This is a genomic window from Lujinxingia vulgaris, from assembly GCF_007997015.1.
Classification (GTDB): domain Bacteria; phylum Myxococcota_A; class Bradymonadia; order Bradymonadales; family Bradymonadaceae; genus Lujinxingia; species Lujinxingia vulgaris.
This window is the reverse complement of record NZ_VOSM01000004.1, coordinates 414,182-429,024: the sequence shown is the minus strand read 5'-3', so window position 1 is coordinate 429,024 and position 14,843 is coordinate 414,182. Positions and strand designations below refer to the sequence as shown.

Genomic DNA, 14,843 nt, shown 5'->3' with positions numbered 1-14,843 from the left:
TCGGAGGACCGAGGCGTTTTTTTGAAGTGGCGCTTTCTTGGAAAAGCGCAAAGTCGCGTGTCCTTTTGAGGATGCGGCGGGAGCTCGTATGAAGCCTGAAGACGTATTGAAGTTTAGCCTGGCCGATTTCACCTACAACGACAGCGATGGGGTGCTGAATCCTCCCGAGGACTTCAATGCCTGGATTCAGGATCCGCGTGTCGCCACGGCGATGAGCTTTTTTGAGCAGCCGCTGCATAACTCCCCCAAACCCCGCACCGAGCTCAGTGGCGGGCATCTGGGTAAGCGCCGGCCGGTGATCAACCTGACCTCCTACAACTACCTGGGGCTTTCGACCCACCCGGAGGTGGTGCAGGCGGCAGCGCAGGCGTTGATGCATTACGGGGTGGGGGCCTCGGGGGCGGCGATGCTCTCGGGCACCTTTGATCAGCATGTGCTTCTGGCGCAGGAGCTCGCCGCGTTTAAGGGGCAAGACGCCTGCATGCTTTTCTCCAGCGGCTACGGCGGAAACCTGGGCGCGATCCAGGGGCTTCTGCAGAAGGGCGACGTGCTGGTGGTGGACAGCAAGTGCCACCGCAGTGTGGTCGACGGCGCGACGCTCTCCGGGGCGAAGATGGTGAGCTTTGCGCATAACGACGCCGCTTCGCTCGACGAGACGCTGACGCGCCACGCCGGCAAGCGCCGCATGGTGGTGGTTGAGGGCGTCTACTCGATGGACGGCGATACGGCGGATCTGCCGGCGTTGCTCGATGTGTGCGATGCCCACGATGTGCCGCTCTATCTGGACGAGGCGCACTCCTCGCTGGTCTACGGTGAGACCGGTCGCGGGCTGGGTGAGCATTTTGGCGTCGAAGATCGCATCGGGGTGCATTTTGGCACGCTGAGCAAAGCCTTTGGCGGGGTGGGCGGCTTTGTGTGCGGGGAAGCCTCGATCATGCGTTACCTCAAGTGCTACGCGGCCTCCTTTCAGTTCTCGTGCGCGCTGCCGCCGGCGATTGTGGCGGCGATGCGCAAGAGCCTGGAGGTGGCCACGCGCGACAACACGCTGCGCGAGAAGCTCTGGGCCAACGTGCGCCACTTCCGCTCCAACCTGGTCTCGATGGGGCTGGATATTGGCGAGTCCACCTCGCAGGTGATCCCGATCATCGTGGGGTCGTCGGGTGAGCAGCTCATTGAGCTTGCGATGGCCGCCCAGGAGCGCGGGCTCTACCTGCAGCCGATCGATTTTCCGGCGGTGGAGGCGCATAGCCGTCGCTTCCGTATCTCGGTCTCGTCGCAGCTGAGCGCGGCGGATATCGATGAGGCCTCCAACATCATCGAAGACGTGATCGCGCGTCCCCTGGGGCTTGTGGGCGCGGCGTGAACCAGGCATGGCAGGTGGGTGGCGAAGGTGAGTGAGACGACGATCGATCTGAGCGATGCGGGGATCTCAAAGACGTTGAGGCGTCTGCGTCGCCGCCCGCTTGTGGAGCCTGAAGGGTGGCCTCTCGGAGTGGGGGGGGAAGCGCTTGAGGGGCGGGCGCTGGTTGAGAGCCTGTTGCCTCAGCGCGGCCCGATGCTGTTGGTTGACGAGCTGGTGGGCGTTGACCTTCAAAAGCGTCTGGCGCTGGGGCGGCGTTTGATTGGCGAGGATCATGTGGGGCTGGAGGGGCATTTCCCAGACGATCCGGTGCTGCCCGGGGTGTTGCTCATCGAGATGATGGGGCAGGCGGGGTTGTGTCTCTACACGCTGCTCTTGCGCCAGGAGCTCCCGGAGGAGGCCGCCGAACTTCAGGTGAGGGCGACGAAAATCCTGGGCGCGCATTTTGTGCGAGAGGTGCGGCCGGGGGACAGCGTGGAGCTGCTCGTGCAGGCCACTCGCTTTGATACGATGCTCGGCGAATGCGTGGCCCAGGCCCTGGTCGATGGCGAGGTGGTGGGGGTGATGGCCGGCGAAGTCACTGTTTTTTGACTTTTTAGAGAGGGGGGGCTTCGGCTGGTTTGAGCGGGGCGTTTGTACGCGTTGCGATGGGTACGGTTTGTCGACGATCTGGCCGACCGAGGGAGGGACGAAGTTGTTGTGCCGTGCGGGTGATCGGCGCTTCAATCAGTTTGTTACATTGGGGTGTGGAGGCTGACCCCGGGTCGTGTGAAACCTGACCCGGGGTCGCGTTTTGTCCGACCGAGGGAGGGACAAGACCGAGGGTTTATGTGGGGGAACTCGCGTTCAAACAGTCTGTTACAAAACGCTATGCGGCATGTGGTTTTTGTTGGGTGACAGCCAACTCAAAAGGTTGTTGCGGCGAGTGGGGTGATGATGATGGAGGGGTCACCGGTTCTTGTGAGGACCTGGATTTGAGGAGGACGCCGATGCCCCTTGCGCCGCATAACCCGTCGAAGTTGGTGGGAAGTCATTGGAGTCGGGTGAATCCCGAAGATCGAGGCAAGCACTGGGAGGTCGTGCGTTTTGATCGTCGCCGGGGTGAGGCGGTGCTGCGCGGGGTGCTCACCGGGGAGGAGGTGGCGCTTCCCTGGCGCGATCTTCGGGATCGTGAGCGGTGGTTGCCGGGGTGGGTGTGAGGCTCAGCGCTGCATAAAGGCGCGGAAGCGGCGCCCTTTGATCTGGCCGTCCTGAATCTGGCGCAGGGCATCACCGGCGATGTCGCGGCGCAGGGCGACAAAGGCGATGTGGTTCTGGATCTGGATGTCGCCGATGGCGTCGGCCTCAAAGCCGAAGTCGCGGGTGAGCGCGCCGACGATGTCGCCGGGGCGAAGTTTGTCTTTGCGGCCGCCTTTGATAGCGACTGTCATGTTCGCGGCCGCAGGCGGAGGCGGCGCCGAAGGGGAGGGGGTTGAGGCGGTGACCTGACGAGCATCGGCCAGATGATCTTTAAAGTGTGGGAGCTTTCGGCTGTCTTCGGGGCCGACGAGCGTGATGGCCAGGCCCTGTTCGCCGGCGCGTCCGGTGCGGCCGACGCGGTGCACAAAGGCCTCGGCTTCGCGGGGGAGCTCGAAGTTGATGACGGCGTCGAGCGCGTCGATGTCCAGGCCCCGGGCGGCGACGTTGGTGGCGACGAGGTGGCGCAGGCTGCCGTTGCTTAAGCGCAGGAGTGTGGTCTCGCGGTCGCGTTGTTCCATGCCACCGTGCAGGGTTTCGGCGCTGTAGCCGGCGCTCTGTAGGCGCTCGACCACGGTCTCGCAGGTGTCGCGCTGGTTGCAGAAGATCACGGAAGAGGTCGGGGCGAAGTTCTGAAGCACCGACTCCAGCGCGTCGAGTCGAGCGACGTCGCCGAGCTCCACGATGACCTGGTCGATGTCGGGCCGCTCCGCCTGACCGACCACCGAGATCTGGCGGGCCTGCAGTTGGAAGCGCTCGCTGAGCTCGCGGATGGCCCGGGGGAAGGTCGCCGAGAAGAGCAGCGTCTGGCGCCTTGTGGGGCAGGCCTCGGCGATGGTGGCGACATCGTCAAGAAATCCCATATCGAGGAGGCGGTCGGCCTCATCGAAGACGAGCGTTTTGACGCGGGAGAGGTCGATGGTCTCGCGGTCCAGGTGGTCGAGAAGACGGCCGGGGGTGGCCACGACCACGTCGACGCCGTGCTCCAGGGCGACGCGCTGGCGAGAGAAGGGCGCGCCGCCGGTCACCGTAAGGATCTGGGTGTTGGGCAGCGCGCGGGCCAGGCGGCGCAGCTCGTCGGTGACCTGGCTTGCGAGCTCGCGCGTGGGACAGAGCACCAGGGCCTGAGGCAGAGGTTGGGCGGGGGAGACGCGGTGGAGCAGCGCCAGCCCGAAGGCGGCGGTTTTGCCGGTGCCGGTGCTCCCTAGCCCCACGACATCCTGGCCGCGCAGCGTCAGCGGGAGGGTGGCCGCCTGGATGGGCGTCATCTGGTGGTAGCCGAGCTGGTCGAGGGTCTCCAGCCAGTGGTTTTCGATGGAGAGGGTGGCGAAGGGCGCGGTGTCGGGCGCGGCGGAAGAGGTCGAGCGAGAGGTGCTCAAAGGATGGGTCCGGGGGTGGGAAGGAAAAGGAGTCTAACCTGGGCGCACCATGGAGGTTTTGGCGGTCGGGGTCAAACGCAGCGGGGTGAGTGCGCTTTCAGACGTGCCATTTTCGGGCGGGTGGAAGGTGGCGTGGGTGGGCTGAGGAGAACGTCGCAAACAGTTTGTTACACAAGGGGCAAGAAGGGGGGGATGCGTGGCGAGTGGTGGGGGGAGGTGGGAGGGGCGAAGTTGTTGTGTAGAGCGGTGGATCGGAGCACTCAAGGGTGTGAGCATCATGCGGATCGCGCGAACACTCGTCAGACGATGAGATGGTTCAAGAACCTGTGAACGTCGATGAAAATGACCGTGGGTCGGTAGAAGTCGTTGTCACATGCGGGTGATCGCGGCATGAGGTGTGGGCGAAAAACCCTCTTCGTATGTGTTTTGTGATCATCCGGTGCAACATGTTCAAGAACCCTTGAACGGTGGGGGTTGGTGACCGTGGGTCGGTGGAAGTCTTTGTGGGATGCGGCTCATCCCGACACGAAGTGTTGCAATAGAATTCTTGGCGGGGGGATTCTTCGTCTCTAGGATGATCGGCGTTCAAGACCTTGTGAACGGGGATTTCTGACGACGCTGAGGAGGATGTATGCGTAGGCTGATCGGGTCGATGGTGCTGAGTGCGATGGTGGTGGTGCTGGGAGCGGGGTGTGGAAGCGAGAACACCGATGATGCTCGCCATGGCAGGGGAGACGTCGGCGGCGAAGAGGATGTTTTGGATGCGCCGGATGGCGGTATGCCGGATGGCGGTGGAAGTGACGCGGGCGGTGATGGGGGGGATGTTGACGATAGCGGCAACGATCCGCAGCGCCCCGGGGGACTTGTGGCCGAAGTGTGGTCGGATGAACCGCTGGCGATCGATGACGCCCGGCGCGATGCGGCGCGCCAGGCCTATCAGGCGCTCGACAAAGACACCCTGGCCGATGGCTTTGATCCGGACGCGTTCTACGCGGTCTTTCACGAGTTTGCGCTCACCCATTTCGGGCCGGTGAACCAGCCTTTGCTCGAGGCGCGCACGGGCGATGCCGTGAACTTTGTGGAGAGCGGCGCCTGGCATTACGCATCGCGCTCCTCGGCCACCGTCGCCTTCGAGACCACGCGACCGGTCATTGGCTGGGTGGAGTACGGGAGCTCACCCGAGGCGCTCGATGAGCGCACCGAGGCCTCAACGCGACCGACCTTTTTGCAGATGCACCATCTTCGGGAGCTGCCGGCCGACACCACGATCTACTTTCGCTGGGTGGGGCGCGACGCCACCGGCGAAACGATTGCCTCGGTGGTGCAGGAGCTGACCACCGCCGATCCGGCGCCTGCCGAAGCGCTGATCGAGCTTCCCGGCACGCTTGAGGGCCCGCCCTACCGCCTCGATCAGAGCGGGGCGACCTACTTGCTCACCGAAGACTTAAGCGGCGCTCAGAGCGCGGTGGTGCAGATCGTGGCCAGCGACATCACCCTCGATCTGGGCGGGCATACCATCACCTATGGTGAGGGGAGCATCCCTTCCATCGACGCCGGGCATGCCGAGCAGGCGGCCAGCGGCGTGTGGGCGCGCAGCAACGAGGTCAGCGGGGTGCGCGTGCTCAACGGGCGCATCATCGAGGGCGGTGTGGGTAACTCCGGCGCCTCATCCAGCGGGGGGCTTCATGCCGTCTACCTCTCCGGGGTGAGCGATGTGGAGCTTGCCGGGCTTGATATCGCCTACCAGGCCGCGCAGATTCACGCCGTGCATCTTCGTTATCCCCAGGGGCAGGTGCAGGTGCACCATAACCGTTTTAAAGATCGGGGTTACGTCATCACCAACCGCCACGGCTCCGGCGGCGGGCGCCCGCTGCAGATCTCGGATACCAGCCAGAATCACGCGCAGCCCAACGCCTACGCCCTGCATCATAACCTGGTACTGCGCACCCGTCAGAACGGGCTTCGCCAAGCCAACACCATCACCGACAACGAGATCTACGTCGACAGCTGGTCGACCAACTCCTTTGCCATTCAGCCGCACTCGGCGCCCGATACGGTGGCCGGGGAGGTGCTGCGAAACAAGATATTTATGAGCGGCTACCACTCCATCGCCGTGAGCTGGGCGCATCTGGATCTGGAGGTGGCTCAGAACCTGGTGCAAATGGAGGGCGTGAGCACCGAGAGTCGGCGCTACTTTGAGAGCTGGGGCGATATGGACTCGCTCAACGGCTTCCGCATCACCAACTACGGCGGGGGCGGTCAGGTGCGTCATAACCTGGCCTACCGCGACAACCTGATCGTGGGGCGCGCACGGGGCGGCGGCATCATGCGTGGTACCGAGTTGTTTAGCGACGCCACCATCACCGAGACCCATTGCGACTCAAACCTCATCGACATCCGCGCCCTCGATGAAGTCACCCTGGATGCCGCTCCGGTGGTCACGCAGGGCGTTCATGATACCCGGCCCGATCATGAGCCGACCTACTACATCGATAACCACCTGCGCTCCAACGTGGCGCTGGTGCGTTTTGGGGATTCTTACGGGCGAGGAAACCGGCATACCTTTATCAACCCTCGCTTTGAGAAGGTGGGCGACCACCCGGAGTTTGCGACCTTCATCTTCGACGGGGGCTATGAGAGCTACGACCACCTTCTCATCGATCCGGTCTTTGAGGGGGGCGCGGCGGTCGATGATGTCTGGTGGCGGCGCACCAGCAAGCGCAGCTACTACAGCGTGGCCTACACGCTGAGCGTGGAGGGAGACGCCGGCTCGCCGGTGCAGATCGACGACGTCGATGGGGAGCGGGTCTTTGAGGGGCAGCTCGATGACGGGGGGCGGCTTGAGGTGGTGCTCGAGCAGATGACGATCCGCCCGGCGGAGTGGGAGGAGGGCGCCGGCGGGGCGGTGGGGCAGGTGCGCGACCATCAGAAGATCATGCACACCCCGCACCGCGTGCGGGTTGGCGAGGAGGTGCAGGAGGTGACGATGGACTCGCGCAAAAACGCGATGTTTTGACGAAGAACGTCTCAGAATTTTGAGGCTGTCCTTACGTGATTCTGTGAAAATTGATCGTAGGAGGGTTAAAATTCGCTGAATTTACTTCAAAAAGCGCCCCTCGGGGCGCTTTTTTTGATCTGGTACGGGGGTTGCAAACGTGTGAGGAGTGACCTGTGATGACGCGCCTGATGCGCTCCAACGATGAGGACTTTTTATGCTTCGACATCTCCCCCGACATCTTCTCAGTGTGGCGTTGACCTTGAGTCTGGCGGCCTGCTCGACACAGGTGGACGAGCAACCCAACACTGATCCCGAGCCCGAGGGGCCGGGCGATGTGGTGCGCAGCGAGCTCAGCCGCATCATCGCGCCGGAGGTTGAGGCCACGGTTCAGGAGCAGCTCGCTTCCGATAACCGCGACTTCGCCTTCGATCTTTTCGCGCAGCTGCGTGAGGAGGGGGAGCCGGGCGATAGTATCTTTGTCTCGCCGCATTCGATCTCGCTGGCGTTGGCGATGACCTACGGCGGAGCGCAGGAGAATACGAAGACGGAGATGGCCGAGGCGCTGCGTTTTACGCTCCCCGATGATGAGCTGCACCCGGCGTTTAACCTGCTCGATCAGGAGCTGGCCAGCCGCTCGGAGTACGTGCCCTCGGAGGAGAGTGGCGGTGAGCCGCTGGTGCTCAACGTGGTCAATCAGACCTGGGGGCAGCAGGGCTTTCCTTTCGAGTCGGATTACCTCGATCTGCTCGCGCTTCATTACGGCGCGGAGATGCGTCTTGTGGACTTCATGAGCGCTGCGGAGGCGATTCGCGGTGAGATCAATCAGTGGGTCGAAGACCAGACCAACGAGCGCATCAAAGATCTGCTGCCCGAAGGGGTGCTCAGCGCCGACACTCGCCTGGTGCTGGTCAACGCGATCTATTTTTACGGCAGCTGGCTCAGCCCCTTTGATGAAGATCTGACCGAAGATGCGCCTTTCACGCTCCTGGATGCGAGCCAGGTGAGTGTGCCGATGATGCGTCAGTCGGCGGAGTTCGGGTTTTATGAAGACGAGACCACGGTGGCGGCGTCGCTTCCTTACGTGGGCAATGAAGCCTCGCTGATTCTGTGGATGCCGGCCGACGCCGAGGCGGACTTCGGGGCCTGGGAGCAGGGGCTGACGCGCGAGGACTTTGATGCGATTGCGACTCAGGTGCGTGGCGCGACCGATGGCGAGGTGTTTTTGCCGCGCTTTGAGAGCGAGGGAGATTACACCCTGGTCGATACCTTTAAGGCGCTGGGGATGGTGGATGCGTTTGACTTCTGCGACGCGGATTTCGGCGGCATCACCGGTGCGGAGCCCTGCACCCCTGGCGAGTCCCTCTACATCTCGGAGATCCTGCATAAGAGCTTTGTGAGCGTGGATGAGAAGGGCACCGAGGCGGCTGCGGCCACGGCGGTGATTATGGATACCGAGACCTCGGTGCCGGTGGATCCGCCCAGCGTGCGTTTTGATCGGCCCTTCTACTACGCGGTCTACGATCACGGCACCGACACGATCCTCTTTATGGGGCGGATGCTCGATCCGAGCTGAGCGCTCGTTGCAGGTGAGGTCGGCCCGTGGGAAGGGCCGGCGATGCGTATGAATAGCCCGCTGTGGCCCGGCGTCTGACCGGGGCACAGCGGGTTTTTGTTTGCGCGGCGCAACGGGCCGCCGCTGGAGCGTGACGAGGATGCTGCCGCAGTGATGCGGCGCGCGTTTCGGGAGGTGATTTGTGGCGGGTTCGACCAGGGGTGAGACGGGGCAACATCGGGGAGTGCGACGGCAGGCTATGATGGTGGGGGCGCTGCTGCTGGCAATGGTGCCCCGGGCGTCACAGGCCGAGCCTGCCGCGAGCTGCGAGGTGGTGGGCGAGGCGTCGGGGTGGATCGATCTGAGCTGCGGAAGTGCTCGGGTGATGGTGCAGAGCGGACCGGCGCTGAGCGGGTCTGTGGCGCGCCAGTTTGCGTATGCTTCCGACCGCATCCGCGCCGAGATTGGCGGTGGGGTCAGCGGCGAGGATGTGCGCGCGCAGATCGGTGGTCAGTCTCAGGATGCGATCGCCTTTGTGGTGCGTGCCGATCGCACAAGTCTGCTGGGGTATCCCATGATCGATCCCGAGGGGGAGATACGTCACCGCGGCCTCTCCGCGATCATTGAAACACCCACCCACCAAAGGGTTAGGGCGAGCTGTGTGATGGAGGCTTCGAGGTTCGAAGCGCGGCGTTGTGAGGCGATATTAGGTCAGCTGAAGGAGCGAGGCATCAACGCGCCGGCGATCCGGGCCGGCGATGGGGTGCGTGTGGGGGGCCAGCGCCTGGCGCTGAGCTCCGATTGCGACGTGGCGTCCAGCGGTCGGGTTGTCTGCGATGGCGGTGAGTTCAACAGGCAGGAGGGGGATGTCGCTGCGACTGCGGCAGCCCACCGAGAGGCCATCGCGACGATGACGCGTCATAACGGGCAGGGGGGCATTCATAACCCGCACACCGAGCACGCCTGCACGCTGCTGGGGCAGCCGGCGACGTGTCATGCCGTAGGTTGGAACGGGGTCACAGACACCGCCTCCCACTGGTTGTACTCGGCGCATGTGGAGCGTGGTGCGAGCTCGGTGCACCTCTCCTGCTGGTTTGATGCCGAGGAGGCGATGCCCTCGCCATGTCGCGACTTTTTCGCGGAGGTGCACCGTGCGGCGGGGCGCTGAAAGCGAAGGGCGCGGCGCAGACTGAGCCTGGTGCGGCGTATCAGGCCGGGAGCTCCTCGTGGGGGCGCTCAGCCTCGGCGCTGGCCTGCAGCGAGGAGGCCATGCGCACGCGCACCGTGGTGCCCTCGCCGGGGGTGGAGCTGATGGCGATGTCACCGCCGAGAAGATCGCAGAAATGGCGGGTGATCGTGAGGCCCAGCCCCGTGCCTCCAAACTGGCGTGTGGTGGAGGTGTCAGCCTGGGTGAAGGCGTCGAAGACCCGCTCGAGCTGCTCGGGGCTCATGCCGATGCCGGTGTCGCGGACTTCAAAGAGCAGCTGATCGCTCTCGGGGCAGCGGCGGGCGCGCAGGCTGATCTGCCCCTCGCGGGTGAACTTGCAGGCGTTGCTCAGAAGATTGAAGAGGACCTGCCGGACTTTGGTGGCGTCGGAGCACATCTGGCCCAACTCGCCATCGACCTCAAGGCTTAAGGTGTTGGCGTTTTTCTCGGCCAGGGGGCGGGCGGTGTCGCAGATCTCGTCGAGGAGGGTGCGGGTCTCAAAGGGCTCGACATGCGTGGTCATCTTGCCAGCCTCGATCTTGGAGAGGTCGAGGATGTCGCTGATGATCATGAGCAGGTGTTTGCCGGCGGTGCGGATGCGGCGCAGGTCGGGCAAAAAGCCCTCGACGCGCTGCTGCGGGGTGTGGTCGGTCTCCTGGCTCATCAGCTGGATCTCTTCCATGAGCATCTCGGAGTAGCCGATCACGGCGTTGAGCGGGGTGCGCAGCTCGTGGCTCATGTTGGCCAGGAAGGTGCTCTTGGCGAGGCTGGCCTCAATGGCTTCGTCGCGGGCCTGACGCAGCTGGAGGTCGGCCTCTTTGCGCTCGGTGATGTCGCGCATCACGAGCACCACACCCTGGCGGCCGCTGCCTTCCAGGGCGCCAAAGGCGATCTCGGCCGGGAAGACGCGATCATCGGCGCTCAGCGCGCTGTGCTCTTCGGTGAGGCCGAAGGCGCCGGCGGCGCTCTCGCGGGCCTGGCGGGCATCGAGTGAGATGACCAGTTCCTCGATCGGGCGGTTGAGGAGGGCGTCGCGCTCTCGGCCCAGGATGCGGGCGGCGGCGTTGTTGGCGTTGAGCACGCGCCCCTCAAGGTCGAGGGTGAGGATGCCGTCGGGGGCGGTCTCAAGCACCGCGCGGGTCTCGGCGGCGGTGGCGCGCACGGTGTCGACAAGCCAGCCCTGGAGGTGGTCTTTGAGGAGGATGACGGCGAAGACCATCGAGCTCAGCCCGAGCACGCCCACAGCGCGGTGGGCCAGGTCCAGGCGAGGATCGAGCTGGTAGGGGAAGGTGTGCCCGAGGACCTCGGCGCCGATGAAGCCGCTCCAGGTCAAGAACGCCACGACCATCCAGACGATGGCGGTGCGGGCGTTAAAAAAGAGCAGCGAGTAGACCGGCATCAGCAGGAGCCAGTTGACCGGCGGGGCGTGCAGGCCCCCGAAAAGGGTGCTCAGCCCGGTGAAGAGGGCGTAGAGGGTGAAGATCAGGAAGTTGCCGGCGATGTTGAGGCTGCCGGTCCACTTCAGCAAAAAGGGGGTGAGCGCGGAGGTCACAGTGGCTGCGGCCACCGCCCACATCGCCGCCGGAGAGCCGCCGAAGTGGTAGAGCGCACAGGCGATCGGACCCCAGCCCAGGAGCGCGAAGACCGACTGCACGGCGATGCGCGCCTGGCGTCGCTGCAACCCTTCTTCGGGAAAATGCGCGGGTACAAAATAGTCGACCAGGGTGGTCATAAAGCCCCCGTAGAGAGGTTCCGACGGCGCTCGCGTCAACACGCGAGAAGTTCTCCGAGCGGACTCCACGTAAATTGAAATAGGGGGGCCTTATACCCCCCGGGGGCGAGCCACGCAACGGCCGGGGGGGGGGCGGGCCGGCGGAGCTGCGCCAGAGGCGCTCGGGTGAGGCGGCCGCAGGGGCAGAGAGGTTACGCCCGGCCTCGCGTCTCAGTTATCGACTTTATAATTGAAGACGCGCGACTCGCCGCTATCGAGCAGGCGCAGGGTGACCACACCTACGTCGTCGGGTTTGCCCAGGAAAAGATCGAGGAAGCTGTCTTCGATGATGCGCTCCCAGGTGGCGGGTTCGATGCCGTGGACCAGCGGGGTAATTCCGACCCAGCGCTTCTGGCCGGGATGCTCTTCGACGAAGAAGGTCCCGACCTGGCGAGCTTCGCCCTCGGCCGGTTTGTAGATGGCCTCGAAGATGGTGTCGTCGCCTTTGTAGCGGCCCTGAATCTGCACGCGCAGCGGGAGGATGCGGATATCGCGGGCGGCCGCGGCGCTGAGCTCTTCGGGGGCGTCCAGATCGATGAGCGCACGCAGCAGGCGCTGCTCTTTTTTTTTGCCCTCAAGGTCCCAACGCCAGTGACCTTTCTGGCGGACGCGGAAGGTGTCGGTGTTGCGCCCGCGCAGGATCAGGAAGTTGCCGTCGTAGGTGTAATCGCCGGTCTCAATGGCGCGGCGCGAGTCGTTTTTGATCTGGTAGCGGGTGAAGCTGCCGTCGATGCGGAAGGCCAGCTGCTGGCGGGTGCGCTCGTGGCCGCGCTCCAGGTCAAAGTCTTCGGGCACGTAGAACCAGACCCCGCGGATGGCTTCGGGCAAGAATCGAGAGGACATCACTGCTCCCTGAGTTCGGCGATGGTGAGGGGGATGGGGGTGGCCAGGCGACCTGCCACCTGGGCGGCCCAGGCCTGACGGGAAAGATGCGAGCGCAGGTGGTCGGGGCATGGAAGCTCCAGGGCCTGGCCGCCGGTGCGGCGGATCAGGCTGACGACCTCGCCATCGAGCAGGACGGCCAGCGGGGCGGAGTTGGCCGAAGAGGTGGCGCTGCGGATCTTCTCGGCGCTGTCGCTTCCAAGTTCGATCTGCACAAAGGGGATACCGCCCGGGCTGGAGCGAAGTTCGCTCGTAGTCAGGTCTTCCTCGGTGGCGAGCACCTCTCCCACATCAAGGGTGCGCCAGCCGTCGCGGGCCGGGAAGACCTCTACGCGGGTATCCCCCAGGGCCAGGCGGCGTGTGAAGCGGTGCAGGGTGGCGAAGTCGGCGCTCCACAGGTGCACGCGATCGGGGCTGACCTGGCCGGGGTTCTGGCGAACTTCAATCCCTTCGGGCAGCTGGCTGGCGAGCTCGATCCAGTGCGGGCTGCTCTCGCTCACGGGGCGGATCTCGAGCTTGCCGGGGGCCAGCAGCGCGCCGCGGACCACCTGCGCGGAGGCGGCGCCGGGGGCGACGACCTGGATATGGTTCTGGGGGGTGACGATCGCGCGTGGATCTTTAACGCCGATGGCTTTGAGCCGGGTGATGATGCGCTCGGCGGCCTCTTCCGCGAGCAGGCGGCGGGCGCGGGTGCGTTTGTTTTCGTCAGGCTCGGCTTCAATCTGGGGGGACTCCACCACAAGGGTCATACGCACGGTGCGGTCGGAGTGGCGTTGAGTGCGCTGGGCCTCGGCGCTGGTGGCTGCCGGGCCGGCCAGAATGGCCGTGGTGCCCAGCAGTGCGACCAGCGCGACGGCGGCGCCTCGAAGACCGGAAAATGTGCGAGCGTTCATGGTGGAGTCCCTGAGGTTAGAAAGGTGTCAGCATCCCATCATCACATCTGACGGCTGACGTAGTCGATAAAGTCAATCTTGGTGATGATCCCGACGAGCTTTTTGCCATCGAGCACCAGCACGACCTTGTTCTGGCGGAAGAACTGCCCGATGAGGCTGACGCGGTTGGAGGGCTCGACGATCGCGAAATGCGACTCGATGAGGCCGTCGATGGGGTCGTCGCCCTTGCCGCCCTCGCTCAGGAGGTGATTGAGCACGTCGGATTCGTTGACGATGCCCACGATGCGCTCGCCATCAATGACCGGGAGCTGGCTGATGCCGTGGGTCTTCATAAGCCCCACAACCTCGGCGACGGTGGCGCCCTTCTCGGTGGTGTAGACGGTCTGCTCCTGACCGTTGAGCATGTCGGCGACGGTGCCCACCCCGCGATCTTCGTCGAGGAAGCCGTTCTCGCGCATCCACTCGTCATCAAAGATCTTGGTGAGGTAGCGACCGGCGGTGTCGCACATGATGGTGACGATGTTGGCGTGGCGGTCGATGCGCTCGGCGTATTTGACCGCGCCGGCCAGGCAACCCCCGGAGGAGCCGCCGGCGAAGACGCCTTCTTCGCGCACCAGGCGACGGGTGGTGATGAAGCACTCTTTGTCGCTGACGCGCACGACTTCATCGACGAAGTCGAAGTCCATGGTGGAGGGAATGATGTCTTCGCCAAAGCCCTCGACCAGATACGAGTTGGCCTCGGTCATTTTGCCGGTCTTGAAGTAGTCGTAGTAGATCGAGCCGATGGGATCGACGCCGACGACCTGGATGTTGGGGTTTTGCTCTTTGAGGTATTTGGCGGTGCCGCTGATGGTGCCGCCGGTGCCCATGGTGGCGACGAAGACGTCGATCTTGCCCTCGGTCTGCTCCCAGATCTCGGGGCCGGTCTTGATGTAGTGGGCCCGGGGGTTGGAGGGGTTGTGGTACTGGTTGGCGTGGAAGGCGTTGGGGGTTTCCTGCGCCAGGCGGATGGCCACCGAGTAGTAGGAGCGGGGGTCATCGGGCTCAACGGCGGTGGGGCAGACGACCACGCGAGCGCCGAAGGCGCGCAGCGTTTTGATCTTCTCATCGCTCATCTTATCGGGCATCACGAAGATGCACTTATAACCCTTGATGGCCGCGGCCATCGCAAGGCCCATGCCGGTGTTGCCGCTGGTGGCCTCGACGATGGTGCCGCCGGGGCGCAGCGCACCGGAGGCTTCGGCATCTTCGATGATCTGCAGCGCGGGGCGATCTTTTACGCTGGAGCCGGGGTTGAGGTACTCCAGCTTCAAGAAGATGTCTGCCTTGACATGGCTGGCGATGGTGTGGCTCTTGACCAGCGGCGTGTTACCGATGACTTCCAGGATGTGATTGGCGGCTTTCATAGCGTTCTCCCGTGGAGGTGGCCGGTGCGAAAATTGGGCGTAAAAGACGCCCCAAGTGGTAGCACCACCGCCGCCGGGCGGACAAGGGAAGTTGGCAGGAGCGCCGAGATGGTGGGTGCGGTTGAGCCGGGTCGCAGGCTTAAGAACAGGCCGCAGCGG

General features: G+C 64.3%; 11 protein-coding genes. 6 read left to right on the top strand and 5 right to left on the bottom strand.

Annotated features, from left to right (window positions below; genetic code table 11):
* Positions 1-88: 88 nt before the first annotated feature.
* The 3 genes from FRC98_RS10980 (at position 89) to FRC98_RS10970 (ending at position 2,559) form a co-directional block, all read left to right on the top strand.
* Positions 89-1,363, top strand: a complete 1,275-nt coding sequence (locus tag FRC98_RS10980) for an aminotransferase class I/II-fold pyridoxal phosphate-dependent enzyme (RefSeq protein ID WP_146981456.1) — start codon at positions 89-91, stop codon at positions 1,361-1,363.
* Positions 1,364-1,390: 27 nt separating this feature from the next.
* Positions 1,391-1,951 (top strand): 3-hydroxyacyl-ACP dehydratase FabZ family protein, encoded by a 561-nt coding sequence (locus FRC98_RS10975; RefSeq protein ID WP_146981455.1) that lies wholly within the window; start codon positions 1,391-1,393, stop codon positions 1,949-1,951.
* A 398-nt stretch (positions 1,952-2,349) separates the two neighbouring features.
* A complete protein-coding gene (locus tag FRC98_RS10970) occupies positions 2,350-2,559 on the top strand; it encodes a TIGR02450 family Trp-rich protein (RefSeq protein WP_146981454.1) in 210 nt (69 codons plus the stop codon).
* 3 nt (positions 2,560-2,562) lie between these two features.
* Here FRC98_RS10970 and dbpA read toward each other — a convergent pair whose 3' ends face one another.
* The gene (gene dbpA, locus FRC98_RS10965) at positions 2,563-3,975 is read right to left on the bottom strand and encodes an ATP-dependent RNA helicase DbpA (protein ID WP_146981453.1); all 1,413 of its coding nucleotides are present in this window, start codon (positions 3,973-3,975) and stop codon (positions 2,563-2,565) included.
* A gap of 631 nt (positions 3,976-4,606) precedes the next feature.
* Here dbpA and FRC98_RS10960 point away from each other — a divergent pair.
* The 3 genes from FRC98_RS10960 (at position 4,607) to FRC98_RS10950 (ending at position 9,693) form a co-directional block, all read left to right on the top strand.
* On the top strand, positions 4,607-6,991 hold the full coding sequence (locus tag FRC98_RS10960; protein WP_146981452.1) for a hypothetical protein: 2,385 nt from the start codon (positions 4,607-4,609) through the stop codon (positions 6,989-6,991).
* A 196-nt stretch (positions 6,992-7,187) separates the two neighbouring features.
* On the top strand, positions 7,188-8,546 hold the full coding sequence (locus tag FRC98_RS10955; protein ID WP_146981451.1) for a serpin family protein: 1,359 nt from the start codon (positions 7,188-7,190) through the stop codon (positions 8,544-8,546).
* 238 nt (positions 8,547-8,784) lie between these two features.
* Entirely contained in the window at positions 8,785-9,693 is a 909-nt protein-coding gene (locus FRC98_RS10950) for a hypothetical protein (protein WP_146981450.1), read from the top strand.
* 40 nt (positions 9,694-9,733) lie between these two features.
* On the opposite strand, the gene FRC98_RS10945 is transcribed toward FRC98_RS10950, so the two are convergent.
* The 4 genes from FRC98_RS10945 to FRC98_RS10930 all read right to left on the bottom strand — a co-directional run bounded on the left by FRC98_RS10945 (position 9,734) and on the right by FRC98_RS10930 (position 14,684).
* Positions 9,734-11,464: a sensor histidine kinase gene (locus tag FRC98_RS10945; protein WP_146981449.1), complete on the bottom strand. Its 1,731-nt coding sequence runs from the start codon at positions 11,462-11,464 to the stop codon at positions 9,734-9,736.
* Between the two features lie 210 nt (positions 11,465-11,674).
* Positions 11,675-12,346, bottom strand: a complete 672-nt coding sequence (locus FRC98_RS10940) for a hypothetical protein (protein ID WP_146981448.1) — start codon at positions 12,344-12,346, stop codon at positions 11,675-11,677.
* On the bottom strand, positions 12,346-13,278 hold the full coding sequence (locus FRC98_RS10935) for a preprotein translocase subunit SecD family protein (RefSeq protein ID WP_146981447.1): 933 nt from the start codon (positions 13,276-13,278) through the stop codon (positions 12,346-12,348). Before FRC98_RS10935 ends, FRC98_RS10940 begins: the two co-directional genes overlap by 1 nt.
* A 41-nt stretch (positions 13,279-13,319) precedes the next feature.
* Positions 13,320-14,684, bottom strand: coding sequence for a cystathionine beta-synthase (locus FRC98_RS10930; protein ID WP_146981446.1), 1,365 nt, complete (start codon positions 14,682-14,684; stop codon positions 13,320-13,322).
* Positions 14,685-14,843 lie beyond the last annotated feature (159 nt).

Bases quoted from the DNA above. Each gene is read 5' to 3' on its own strand.
- FRC98_RS10930 (WP_146981446.1), bottom strand. From the start codon at position 14,684: ATGAAAGCCGCCAATCACATCCTGGAAGTCATCGGTAACACGCCGCTG.
- FRC98_RS10935 (WP_146981447.1), bottom strand. From the start codon at position 13,278: ATGAACGCTCGCACATTTTCCGGTCTTCGAGGCGCCGCCGTCGCGCTG.
- FRC98_RS10960 (WP_146981452.1), top strand. From the start codon at position 4,607: ATGCGTAGGCTGATCGGGTCGATGGTGCTGAGTGCGATGGTGGTGGTG.
- FRC98_RS10980 (WP_146981456.1), top strand. From the start codon at position 89: ATGAAGCCTGAAGACGTATTGAAGTTTAGCCTGGCCGATTTCACCTAC.
- FRC98_RS10955 (WP_146981451.1), top strand. From the start codon at position 7,188: ATGCTTCGACATCTCCCCCGACATCTTCTCAGTGTGGCGTTGACCTTG.
- FRC98_RS10940 (WP_146981448.1), bottom strand. From the start codon at position 12,346: ATGTCCTCTCGATTCTTGCCCGAAGCCATCCGCGGGGTCTGGTTCTAC.
- FRC98_RS10970 (WP_146981454.1), top strand. From the start codon at position 2,350: ATGCCCCTTGCGCCGCATAACCCGTCGAAGTTGGTGGGAAGTCATTGG.
- FRC98_RS10945 (WP_146981449.1), bottom strand. From the start codon at position 11,464: ATGACCACCCTGGTCGACTATTTTGTACCCGCGCATTTTCCCGAAGAA.
- FRC98_RS10950 (WP_146981450.1), top strand. From the start codon at position 8,785: ATGATGGTGGGGGCGCTGCTGCTGGCAATGGTGCCCCGGGCGTCACAG.